The sequence below is a fragment of the Microbulbifer sp. SH-1 genome, from assembly GCF_011326135.1.
In the GTDB taxonomy this organism is placed as follows: Bacteria; Pseudomonadota; Gammaproteobacteria; order Pseudomonadales; family Cellvibrionaceae; genus Microbulbifer; species Microbulbifer harenosus.
Window position 1 is genome coordinate 2837244 of sequence record NZ_CP046948.1, and the last position, 11943, is coordinate 2849186.

The window sequence follows — 11943 nt, forward strand, 5'->3', positions numbered from 1 at the left end:
AATGCCCGGCAGGAATCTCCCCCTCGACTAAAATTCTGAAACCATCGTACCGATTGGTGCGCGCAATGGATCTGCGCGCTCAGAACCAATAACGAACCAGGGACGGAATCATGTCGTACCCCCGCCATGCCGGTGTGCCCGACACCAACGCACCGACTCTGAACAACGTCGCACTGCCACCTCTGCTTCTCCTACTGGTTTCCATAGGTGCATCCACCCAAAGCGCGGCAGCGCCGCTCAGTTTCGGTGCCGGAAACGACCGTTACACGCTGACATCCAACAGCCCCCCCGGCAGCGGCTCTCAACTATTGATCGACGGCGGTAATGGCAACGACACCCTGGCAATCCACAACTTCGATCTTGCCAATCCAGCGCGACTGCAGCACTGGGAGACCATTGAGCTGACAGGAACCTCCCGCCTCACCCTCAACACTCACCTGACGTTCGGTGGCGAAGACCAGCTGCCCGGCCAACTGGTGATTCACAGCGGCAGCACCCTGTTACTGCCCTATTACAGCGCCGGCATATCGGCGAGCGGCGGCCAACCCCTCACCGTGACCAACCACGGTCTCGTCGATATGAGCGGCAGAAGCGCCAATCTCATGATGATTCAGGGAGACTATGTGGGGATCGGTCGCGGCAGCATCCGCATGGATATGGTGGCAGGTGGCGACGACAGCCTCGCCGACCGGCTCGTGATCAGCGGTGGGCACGCCAGCGGCAGCACCCAACTGTTGTTCAACCGCCTTGCCGGCAGTGGTGCCGACACCCACAACGGCATCCTTGTGGTAGAAACCCGCCACGGCGGCAGCACCAGTGCCGGCGCCTTTTACATGCCCGAACCAGTCTCCGCCGGCCCTTATGAATACTTCCTGTTCCGCGGTACCGGCGACCCGGCCAACGCAGACAACTGGTACCTGCGCTCGACCCTGCGCCCCGGTGACAAGCCCGCCACCAGCCCGAGCCCGGACTTCCAGTCCGTTGCCAGTTTTGGCGGCCTGTCAACCGGCACAATCAGCGGCCCAGCCACTAATATCACCAATGCCAATACCGGAAGTGCCGGTGCCAGCCTGGCACCACCGACCGCCACCGCCGGCCTGTTGGCCGCGGCGCCGCCCGCGGGCAGCGCCCCCATCCCAATTTACCGCCCGGAAATCCCGCTCTACGCCCAGGCAAAATCCCTCGCCCGTCTCACCTCACTGCAGGAAATAGGTAGCTACCACAAACGCCGGGGCGAACAGCGCAGCTGGTTCGACGGCCTGAACCAGGACTGGTTGCGCGTGCACCACTTGAACGCCGACTACAACTGGACCGGCGACGTCAGCAACCGCTTCGACGGCAATATCACCGGCGTGCAACTCGGCACCAACCTCTGGTCCGGCCCCACCTGCACCGGCGGTGCCCGCGAGATGGGGTTGTTCATCGGCAGCACCCGCGCCAGCGGCGATGTCAGCGGATTTGCCCGCGGCTTCGACGATTACAACACCGGGCAGAACCAGCTCACCAGCCACCATATCGGCTACTACTTCAACGACTACCGCCCGGACATGGGCTACTTCGACTTCACCGCCAAGGTTGCCTACCTGAAGCTGGAAAGCCGATCCTCCCGGGGCATCGGCGACACCATCTCCGGTGCCCAGCTCACCCTCTCCGTCGAGAAAGGATTTACCTGGCAGGCAGCGGAGCACGTCAATGTGGAACCTCAGCTGCAGGTCATCGCCAATTACAGCAACTTCAGCGCAATAGACGACGGCATCTCCTGGATGGAGGTGGACGTAACCCCCGAAGCCAACTTCCGCGCTGGACTGCGCGCCTACAACACGGATACCCCCTGGCTCGACGGCCAGCTGCGGCCCTATGTATTCGGTAATGTGTGGCATACCCTCGGCGGCAACGACCAGCTGCTGTTTGACACCGAGCTGCAAACCGATCTCGAGCGCCAGGCCACCTGGGGGGAAGTCGGCGGCGGCGTGGTACTGCTGGAGCATCCGCTCGGCAGCGCCTTTTTAAATGTGGGCTACCAGCGCTCCCTGGACAGTCTGGACTGGTCCGGCGGCAGCGCCAATCTCGGCTTCAACTGGGCCTGGTAACACTGAGGCAGACCGCGCCAGCGGCCAAAGCCGTTGATCTGAAAGGGGAAATCAGGTAATTTGCCAACCCGCTCGCGTATCGTCGCAAGCACTCCTCTTGGGGGCCTTTAGCTCAGTTGGTTAGAGCATCCGACTCATAATCGGCAGGTCCTGGGTTCAAGTCCCGGAAGGCCCACCAATCACCTGACACCCATACATACGCCACATTTCAGGCCCCACGTTCCGCCCCGGGCGTAAGTTCCTCACCAGATACGCAACCACGCACAGACAAGTAATTCCGTTTACCCCAACAAAGCCAAGCCTGGGTTTTAGAGTAGGGATAAATAATTCAATTTCATCTCGCAAAATATCACTCAAATATCAATGTCGTGGTATCTTTTCAGGCCATTCCCAGAACTTGAACGATAGAGGCCCAGCTATGATCCGCTGCCATCTTGCCCGCATGATGGGCGAACACAAGATGCGTATTGCCGACGTTGCCAGAGAAACGGGCCTCAGCCGCGCCACGGTGACCCTGCTCTATAAAGAGACCGCGCAGAAAGTGGACCTGGAAGCCATCGAAAAGCTATGCCAGCTATTCGAATGCCGGGTGGGTGACCTGCTTGAGCTGACACAACAATAATCAGGGAAGGAGATAACGTTGAGTACCATGAAGTTCAACGAGGATACCCGGGTAAAAATCCCGACCATCCTCCACCTGATGAGACTGGGCTACCAGTATCTCTCGCTTAAGAGTCAGAGCTGGGATCTGGATACCAATATCTTCCCCGAGCTATTCAAGTCAGCGATCACCCGGATCAACCCCGGTATCGAAGCGGACGATGTTGCCCGGCTACTGGAAGACATCAAGCTGCTACTGGACAACGAAGACCTGGGGCGCGCCTTCTTTGAAAGGCTGACCGACCGATCCAATACCAAGCTGATCGACTTCAAGAACTTCAACAACAACAGCTTCCATGTCGTTACCGAACTGACCTGCCAGAATGGCGATGAAGAGTTTCGGCCAGACGTCACCCTGCTGATCAACGGCATGCCGTTGGTCTTTATAGAAGTGAAGAAACCGAACAACCGTGAGGGCATATTGGCGGAGCGAGATCGCATCAACAAACGCTTCCAGAACCCCAAATTCAAGCGTTTCGCCAATATCACGCAGTTCATGATTTTCTCCAACAATATGGGGTATGACGACGGCGACCCGGAGCCAATCCAGGGAGCCTTCTACGCCAGCAGCTCGTACCACAAGCCGGTTTTCAATTACTTCCGCGAAGAAGAAGTGTTAAACCTTACAGCCCTGCTCAAGTCGCCATCAGAGGATGACGAGCTCAATGTGCTGAAAGACAACAACCTGGAAGTAATTCGCAGCAACCCCGAGTTCATCATCAATAAAGAGCCAAACCGGCCAACCAACCGCATTTGTACGTCTCTGGTCAGTAGAGACCGTCTCGCGTTTATCCTGCGCTATGCACTGGCATATGTGTCAGAGACGGACGGGCTGCAAAAGCACATCATGCGCTACCCGCAGCTATTCGCCACCAAGGCAATCGAAAGCAAACTCGCTGAAGGTATTAAAAAAGGGATCATCTGGCACACCCAGGGTAGCGGCAAAACAGCGCTGACCTTCTACAACGTGCGCTTTCTGACGGACTACTTCCAGAAGCAACAGATCATCCCCAAGTTCTACTTCATCGTGGATCGGCTGGACCTGCTGCAACAAGCACAACGAGAGTTTACCGCGCGCGGCCTGACCGTCCACACCGTTAATTCCAGAGAAGCCTTCACCCGCGATATCAAAGCGACCCAGGCTATTCACAACCATTCCGGGAAGCCTGAAATCACAGTCGTGAACATCCAGAAATTCAAAGACGATCCGGATGTTGTCTCGACCAAGGACTACGATATCGCCATTCAGCGCGTGTACTTTCTGGACGAAGTACATCGCAGCTACAACCCTAAAGGCAGTTTTCTGGCGAATCTGACCCAATCGGATACCAATGCCATAAAAATTGGCCTCACCGGTACCCCGCTATTGGGAGACGATTACAATTCCCGCGTTTTGTTCGGCGAATACATTCACAAATACTACTACAACGCCTCCATTGCCGATGGCTACACCCTGCGTCTGATCCGGGAAGAGATCGCCACCAACTACAAGATGGTGCTGCAACAAGCTCTGGATGAAGTGGAAGTCAAAATGGGCGATGTGGATCGCAAGCTCATCTATGCCCACCCAAGCTTTGTCGAGCCCATGCTCGATTACATCGTCACCGACTTTGCAAAAAGCCGCAGCGCCCTGAGTGACCCCACCATCGGTGGCATGGTTATCTGTGATAGCGCCAACCAGGCGAAAGAGATGTTCAGGCTCTTCGGTGAGAAATACGGTGTACAGCAACTACAGGAAACACAGTTAGTAGAGGCCAACGACTCAAATCACTATCTGCCTATGGTGGCAGAAGCGTCGCCCGCATATGCAGCGACCAATAAAAGCAGCAAAACCAAAAACAGCGCCAAGAACGCAGCGCTGATCCTGCATGACGTAGGCACCAAGGAAGAGCGCAAGACCTGGGTGGAAGACTTCAAAGCTGGCAAGATCGACTTCCTGTTTGTCTTCAATATGCTGCTTACCGGATTTGACGCTCCGAGGCTGAAGAAAATTTATCTGGGTCGCGTCATCCGCCAGCACAATCTGCTGCAAGCCTTAACGCGGGTGAACCGCACCTATAAGGACTTCCGTTACGGCTATGTGGTGGACTTTGCCGATATCCGCAAGGAGTTTGACGCAACCAACAGAGCCTATTTTGACGAGCTGCAGTCCGAACTCGGCGATGAAATGGAGCACTACTCCGACCTGTTCAAATCCCAGGAGGAAATAAGGCAGGAAATTGAGCATATCAAGGATCTGCTGTTCCGCTTCGATATAGAAAATGCTGAGGTCTTCACCGACCAGATAAGCCAGATACAGGATCGGGAAATCGTTCTGGCTCTGAAAAAGGCCTTGGGCGATGCCAAAAGCCTGTACAACCTCATCCGCCTGCAAGGTGAATGCAGCATCCTGAACGAGCTGGACTTCGCCAAACTGAACATCCTCTATCGGGAAACCTGCAACCACCTGGACATGCTCAACCTCAAGGAAAGTATCGAACAGGGCACGGATACCGCCAACCTGCTGAATGTGGCCCTTGAGGACGTCATCTTTAAGTTCATCAAGGTGGGCGAAGAAGAGCTGGTGCTGGCGGACAAGCTGAAAAACACCCTGCGCCAAACCCGCGAGGCCCTGGCCGGCAACTTTGACCAGCAGGACCCCAAGTTCGTCACTCTAAAGGAAGAGCTGGAAAGGCTGTTCAAGAAAAAAAACCTCAGCGAAGTCACCCAGGATGAAATGGTGGCCAACATCGACGCGCTCAATAAAATCCACGAGCGGGTCAAAGAGCTCAACCGCCAGAACAATCAGCTTCGTCAGAAATACCATGGCGATGTGAAATACACCCGTATTCACAAGCGCCTGCAGGAACGCCAGCACGGTGATAAAGATATCAGTGAGTCAGAGCGCAGGATCTTTACCGCCCTCACCGGTGTCAAACAAGACGCCGATGAGCAGGTTCTGAACAACAGCCAGATACTGGAGAACGAAAGCTACTTTGAGCGCCAGATGATGCCCTTAGTAGTCAAACGCTTTATGGATGAGCAAAAAATCAATCTGACCCCGAATGCCTCAGACTACATCAATCACCTTGTAGTCGCGGAGTACCTGAAAGAATTTCATACCGGCAGTAGAGCCTACTGAACCATAACGAGCTGTAAGAATGGTAGAACTAGAGTTTCAACAGAAGACCAAAACGCTGATCGATAGCCTAAAGAGTATTTGTGCTCATTATGGCCTGGGTAATGACGGCAATGAATTCAAAATCATTACTCAGACTTTTTTGTACAAGTTTCTTAACGACAAATTTGCTTTTGAAGCAAAACAAATCGACAAAAAGGTCGCTAAGGCTGAAAAGTGGGAAGACGCCCTGGTCGCCATGAGCGAAGACAAGTTGGAGATGCTCTACAGGAAAATGGGGGGTGACACCGCACGCTTAAAACCTCACCATTTCGTTAGCTACCTGTTTAATCGCTCAAACACACCAGATTTCGCCAAGCTATTTGACGACACCCTGCGCGATATAGCCCTTAGCAACAATGATGTGTTCGCGGTAAAAACAGACGGTGGTGCCAAGGTGGTGCTGTTTGATCGGGTGAGTGAGTACATTGCCGATGAGTCCAAACGCGACGCCTTCTGCCGCGCGATCATCAACAAGTTGGTGGAGTTCAGCTTCGAGCGCATCTTTACACAGAAATTCGACTTCTACGCCACCATCTTTGAATACCTGATCAAAGACTACAACAGCAACGCCGGCGGCAAATACGCCGAATACTATACGCCCCATGCCGTAGCGCGCATTATGGCGGCCATTTTGGTGCCCAAACGTCAGCGCGGAAAATTACGTAACAAAGCCTGCTACGACCCCTCCGCCGGCTCCGGCACCCTGTTAATGAACGTGGCCCATGCCATCGGCGAGAACCGTTGCAGTATTTATACCCAGGATATCTCGCAGAAGTCCTCCAACCTGCTACGCCTGAACCTGATCCTCAACAACTTGGTGCACTCCATCCCCAATGTCATCCAGGGCAATACCGTCTTGCACCCCTATCACCGAGACGGCAAAGACCTTAAGAAGTTTGACTATATTGTCTCCAATCCACCGTTTAAGATGGATTTCAGCGATTTCCGCGATGAGCTGGACAGCCAGGAAAACAAAGGGCGATTCTTTGCCGGCATTCCAAAGGCACCAGCGAAGGCCAAGGACAAAATGGCAATCTACCAGCTGTTCTTGCAGCATATCATCCACTCGCTCAAGCCCGGTGGCAAAGCAGCGGTGGTGGTGCCGACCGGCTTTATCACCGCCCAGTCGGGTATCGACAAAGGCATCCGCAAGCATCTGGTCGAGCACAAGATGCTGGCAGGCGTGGTTTCTATGCCCTCCAATATCTTTGCCACCACCGGCACCAATGTCTCCATCCTGTTTATGGATGACAGCAACAAAGACAAGGTGGTATTGATTGACGCCTCCAACTTGGGCGAACAAGTTACCGTAGACAAAAGTAAGAAAACCGTACTGAGCACGGAAGAAGAACAGCACATCATCGACACGTTTAATGCCAAACAGGCCGTGGAAGATTTTTCCGTTGCAGTCAGTTATGGCGAGATCGAAGCCAAAAACTACAATCTAAGTGCCGGCCAGTATTTCGATGTCAGAATCGAATACGTGGATATTACCCCGAAACAGTTTGCTGAGAAAATGCAGGACTTTACCAGCAACTTGGATAGTTTGTTTGCCCAGTCTCGCGAGCTGGAAACTGAGATTAAGAAACAGTTGGCGGTACTGAATTATGAATAATTGGTCACGCCATAATTTGGGAGATATTTCTGAATCCTGCCTTGGAAAAATGCTGGACAAAGAAAAAAACAAAGGATCCTTTCATCCATATCTCGCAAACTATAATGTCAGGTGGGGTGAATTTGATCTGATTAACCTCCAAGAAATGAGATTCGAAGAACACGAGCATGAAAGATACGGTCTTGAGTATGGTGATTTAGTTATATGCGAAGGTGGCGAACCTGGCCGGTGTGCTGTGTGGCGCGACAATGCGCCAAAAATGAAGATTCAAAAAGCATTACATAGGTTAAGAGTAAAGAAAGGTTTCAGCTTTGATTTTTTGTATTACCGAATTCTTCTAGCAAGTAGAATTGGTGAGCTTCAGAAACATTTTATTGGCTCGACCATTAAGCACCTGACTGGAATATCACTAAGGCAGGTTGAGTTTGATTTCCCAACTGAGAAAGAGCAAATTTCTATTGCTTCCGTATTGCGTTCGATTGACAAAAAAATCGAACTCAATAACCGCATCAACGCCGAACTGGAAGCCATGGCCAAAACCTTGTACGACTACTGGTTTGTACAGTTCGACTTCCCCGATGCCAACGGCAAGCCCTATAAATCTTCCGGCGGAATAATGGTCTACAACCCAACCCTCAAGCGGGAAATACCGGAAGGTTGGAATGCCACACCTTTATCGAAAATCACTCCAGTTAGTAACCAGTCAGTAAATCCAGTCAACTATCCCAACAAGGTTTTCAGGCACTTCAGTATCCCAGTATATGACGCCACTAAAACGTTTGGCCTTGAAGCTGGGGAAACCATTGGTAGCAACAAATTTACTGTCAAAGAAAACGACATTCTAGTCTCAAAGCTAAACCCGTGGTTTAGCCGGGTCATCTACGCCATGGAAGAGGAAGATCTTATCTGCTCAACCGAGTTCGTAGTATGGCGAACACCGAATAGCAGCGTTAAGAACTTTCTTTATATGGTGGCCACCTCACCACAATTTATAGTGCACTGTACCCAATCAGCAACGGGCACCTCCAACAGCCATAAGCGGGTAAATCCAGGTGTCATGATGCGCTTCGATACTCCTTTTAAGGAAGAAATCGCTAGTGCTCTTGGCGAGAAACTAGAACCCATGATCAAACAAATGGTAATTAATCAGAGAGAGAATACTGAGCTGTCAAAACTGAGGGATTGGCTTTTGCCCATGCTAATGAACGGCCAGGTGACGGTAAAATGATAATAAACACTGCGTTCCGGCTGCTGCTAACACTCAACGCCACTTCACTCCTGGTGATTATCTTTCTTGTGCAGAAGGGCTATACATTGGGCCAGATTTTCAGTGGCGTCGCATGGCTCAATTGGACTGGAATGCTCCCGAACGCGGTGTCTTATCTGCTTTATTTTCTAATTCCGGTGTTTTCCACGGGGGCCAGTATTCTGCTGAGTTCCAAACTGGGGAAAGATGACTTCAAATCTGGTGAGGTGGAAAGCATTGAACATGCAAACAACAGCTTTCTGCCCAGTTACTTGGGGTACTTTTTTGTCGCACTTAGCGTAGGAAACTGGGAAACGCTTGGGTTTGTATACGGCGTATTGTTCATTTTTACATTCCTTTCGCAGGCTTTGTACTTTAACCCCCTATTTTTATTGTTCGGTTATGAGTTCTACAACATAACCACAAAGAACGGCACAGCCATTTTTCTGATTAGTCGCCACAAGTACAAAAGACCAGACGAAATTCAGATTCCTGTGGCATATCGAATCAACAATTACACATTTATAGAACGGGGATAACGATGGATCAGGTACTTGCCAGAGTTAAGGGGAAAAGGAAGAAGCAGCATTTCAAGCTAATTTCCGATGAAGCGCTTTTTGATGCTGTGGCCATTGATTTGAATTCCTGCGTGGCCTACAACCCTGATCATAATTTGGATGAAGATTCCTGGTTTAAAATCGACCAATTTAGTCAACAGGCCTTTTGCATTGACTTGCTGAAAAAGGACTTTGATTCAAAAGACTTCGATGACCTGACTAAAGATCAGTTCTCTCAAATAGCCTATCTTTTTTCTGTACAGGGGGACGATTTTTATTTTCAGAAGATCACTCCAAGACTGTTCATCAAAAGAAAAACTCTCGTCTTCGGCGAAGCTGCGCAGCTAGAAGAAAGCGAGAACCGGTTAGTCGTAAACCCAACTCCCGATGCGGTCTATTTCAAGAAATCAGACACCCTGATCTTTCGCAATTTGGCAACCATTTCCAGTATATTTAAAGGAATCGATGAGCTCTACAAGGAGGCAACTAATGATGAAGTTGGACAATTCCTGGATGAATCGTTCATCGAACTGGCTAATGATTATGACATTGGAAAAGTTTCCAAGCCAAACAGGAAACGGATAGCGCTCGCGATGGCGACTCTAGCTTCTATGTCAGATGATGAAAAATCAAACATGCTCGGCTACGTAAACGATTACTGTCACGAAAAGCTGAAGTTTGATGGCCAGAACAAGAAATTCGAAATATCCACAGACGATGAACTAAAGTTTTTACTCTACGGCATAGAACAGCGATTTTACACAACACCTTTTGGTCGAGAAAAAAGGATTGCCAACTCAGTACAACCACTGGATTGATCAATTGAAAATGGCTAAAGACCTCACAGAGTCGTCCCACGACCGCCAGAATATCCTCAATAACCGCTACGCCCTGCAGCAGGCCGAACGACACCTGGCTCTGGGTGGCATGGCCTTTGACGGGGAGACGGTGTTTACCAAGGCGCAGGTGATGGCGCTGTATGAAGTCAGTGACAGCACCATCGAGAAGTATCTGGTCAGTCATGCGGACGAGCTCAGAGCCAATGGCTACCGGGTCTTGAAAGGAAAAAAACTCAAGGATTTCAAAGAGTTAGATGATGGTACCGTAATGAATTACGGCACCAAAGTGAGCGCCCTGGGCGTGTTCAATTTTCGCGCAGTGTTGAACCTGGGTATGTTGCTGACCGAGAGCGAACCCGCACGACTGCTGCGCTCCCGCCTGCTGGATATCGTGCTGGACGTTATGGCCGAGCGCGCGGGCGGGCATACCAAGTTCATCAATCAGCGGGACGAGAACTACATGGTCAGCGCGCTGCAGGAAGAGAACTACCGGCGCCAGTTCACCGATGCCCTGGACAACTATGTGGAAGGCAACCACTGGAAATACGCCCGCTTCACCAACCTGATCTACCAAAGCATTTTCCACGAAAACGCCGCCGAATATAAAAAGGTGCTGAGGCTCGCAACCAAGGCCAACCTCCGCGAAACCCTGTATTCGGAAGTGCTGAATCTGATTGCCAGTTATGAAGCGGGCATCGCCCACGAGCTGGAACTCGCCAGCCAGGCACAAGGCCGCAAACTCACCCAAAAAGAAGCCGAGAGCCTGTTTACCGGTTTCGAGCAACATCCCCTGTTCAAGCCATTAATCCTAGACGCGCGAACCAAAATGGCGAGCAGAGACTTGTGTTTTCGCGATGCCCTGCACGAGAAGCTGAAGACCTACATCCAATCCGTACCCGAAGCCGACTTCGAGCGTTTTCTCGGCGAGAAAAGTCGCTCACTGGAAGAACAATTGAGCGACCCGGAAACACTGGCGGTACTCAAGCGCCTGAAAGATCGCTAGTGGAAGGATCGCAGGGATGAATGATTCAATAGGTACAGATACTGAGATCCGGTTTTTCTATTTCGATGCAGAGCATGCTGTCAGGGTTCACGACTGGATCATCGAACACTCCGGTGGGCTGGCAGGTACCAAAGATATTGGCCAGCTGGAAAGCCCTTTGGAGCATATCCAGAACGATTTGTACTACCCAGAGATGGAAGACAAGCTTACCCACCTGGTGTTTTCCATTAACAAGCACCATGCGTTTAACGACGGCAACAAACGTTCATCACTGGTTCTGGGCGCCTACTTTCTCGAATTGAACGGCTTCGATTACGTAGTGAAGCGCTTCGTCAAAGAGATGGAAAATATCGCCGTCTGGATGGCCGACAATGTAATTGACAAAGATTTGCTACAGGAGATTATCAATTCCGTGCTTTATGAAGACGATTATTCCGAAACAGTAAAATTGGCCATCTTTGAAGCTATTGACGCCGCTAAGCAAATGAAACAGGAATAGACATCACGTGGTACCAAGCGCGATTCAACGAGTAGGGTTCGCTGAACATATACGACCTTCTTGCTATTCACCGAAGGTTAAAGCAGATTTTATTGAAAAACCTTTCCGACCTCCATTAAGTAGAGTACGAGCAAGACGCGATTTCCGCGCAAGGCGGACAACAAAACAGACCGCAAGACCGCCCTCGGCGAAGCCCTGGTGTCGTACACCGACCAGCTGTACAAGAGCGACAGAAAAAGGCCACTGCATAAGCCTTCACAGACTTAGGATGCCG

General features: G+C 51.2%; 9 protein-coding genes and 1 tRNA gene. All 10 read left to right on the top strand.

What is annotated here, in order from left to right; translation table 11 throughout:
* The first annotated feature begins 110 nt into the window (after positions 1 to 110).
* The 10 genes from GNX18_RS11705 (at position 111) to GNX18_RS11750 (ending at position 11669) form a co-directional block, all read left to right on the top strand.
* Positions 111 to 2090: an autotransporter outer membrane beta-barrel domain-containing protein gene (locus GNX18_RS11705; RefSeq protein WP_166218290.1), complete on the top strand. Its 1980-nt coding sequence runs from the start codon at positions 111 to 113 to the stop codon at positions 2088 to 2090.
* A gap of 101 nt (positions 2091 to 2191) precedes the next feature.
* Positions 2192 to 2268, top strand: a tRNA-Ile gene (locus GNX18_RS11710).
* 240 nt (positions 2269 to 2508) lie between these two features.
* On the top strand, positions 2509 to 2712 hold the full coding sequence (locus tag GNX18_RS11715; RefSeq protein ID WP_166218294.1) for a helix-turn-helix transcriptional regulator: 204 nt from the start codon (positions 2509 to 2511) through the stop codon (positions 2710 to 2712).
* Between the two features lie 27 nt (positions 2713 to 2739).
* Positions 2740 to 5871 (top strand): type I restriction endonuclease subunit R, encoded by a 3132-nt coding sequence (locus tag GNX18_RS11720; protein WP_166220592.1) that lies wholly within the window; start codon positions 2740 to 2742, stop codon positions 5869 to 5871.
* Positions 5872 to 6010: 139 nt separating this feature from the next.
* Positions 6011 to 7525 (top strand): class I SAM-dependent DNA methyltransferase, encoded by a 1515-nt coding sequence (locus tag GNX18_RS11725; RefSeq protein WP_205827895.1) that lies wholly within the window; start codon positions 6011 to 6013, stop codon positions 7523 to 7525.
* Complete coding sequence (locus tag GNX18_RS11730; protein ID WP_166218300.1) at positions 7518 to 8753, top strand: restriction endonuclease subunit S; 1236 nt, start codon at positions 7518 to 7520, stop codon at positions 8751 to 8753. Before GNX18_RS11725 ends, GNX18_RS11730 begins: the two co-directional genes overlap by 8 nt.
* The gene (locus tag GNX18_RS11735; RefSeq protein ID WP_240913987.1) at positions 8750 to 9310 is read left to right on the top strand and encodes a hypothetical protein; all 561 of its coding nucleotides are present in this window, start codon (positions 8750 to 8752) and stop codon (positions 9308 to 9310) included. Before GNX18_RS11730 ends, GNX18_RS11735 begins: the two co-directional genes overlap by 4 nt.
* A 2-nt stretch (positions 9311 to 9312) precedes the next feature.
* Entirely contained in the window at positions 9313 to 10146 is an 834-nt protein-coding gene (locus tag GNX18_RS11740; RefSeq protein ID WP_166218303.1) for an ATP F0F1 synthase synthase, read from the top strand.
* Positions 10118 to 11170, top strand: coding sequence for a DNA-binding protein (locus GNX18_RS11745; protein WP_240913988.1), 1053 nt, complete (start codon positions 10118 to 10120; stop codon positions 11168 to 11170). Before GNX18_RS11740 ends, GNX18_RS11745 begins: the two co-directional genes overlap by 29 nt.
* A gap of 16 nt (positions 11171 to 11186) precedes the next feature.
* Complete coding sequence (locus tag GNX18_RS11750) at positions 11187 to 11669, top strand: type II toxin-antitoxin system death-on-curing family toxin (RefSeq protein ID WP_166218305.1); 483 nt, start codon at positions 11187 to 11189, stop codon at positions 11667 to 11669.
* Positions 11670 to 11943 lie beyond the last annotated feature (274 nt).

What these genes read in the sequence shown, in the direction of transcription:
- GNX18_RS11720 (WP_166220592.1), top strand. Translation starts at nt 2,740, where the DNA reads ATGAAGTTCAACGAGGATACCCGGGTAAAAATCCCGACCATCCTCCAC.
- GNX18_RS11750 (WP_166218305.1), top strand. Translation starts at nt 11,187, where the DNA reads ATGAATGATTCAATAGGTACAGATACTGAGATCCGGTTTTTCTATTTC.
- GNX18_RS11715 (WP_166218294.1), top strand. Translation starts at nt 2,509, where the DNA reads ATGATCCGCTGCCATCTTGCCCGCATGATGGGCGAACACAAGATGCGT.
- GNX18_RS11740 (WP_166218303.1), top strand. Translation starts at nt 9,313, where the DNA reads ATGGATCAGGTACTTGCCAGAGTTAAGGGGAAAAGGAAGAAGCAGCAT.
- GNX18_RS11730 (WP_166218300.1), top strand. Translation starts at nt 7,518, where the DNA reads ATGAATAATTGGTCACGCCATAATTTGGGAGATATTTCTGAATCCTGC.
- GNX18_RS11735 (WP_240913987.1), top strand. Translation starts at nt 8,750, where the DNA reads ATGATAATAAACACTGCGTTCCGGCTGCTGCTAACACTCAACGCCACT.
- GNX18_RS11705 (WP_166218290.1), top strand. Translation starts at nt 111, where the DNA reads ATGTCGTACCCCCGCCATGCCGGTGTGCCCGACACCAACGCACCGACT.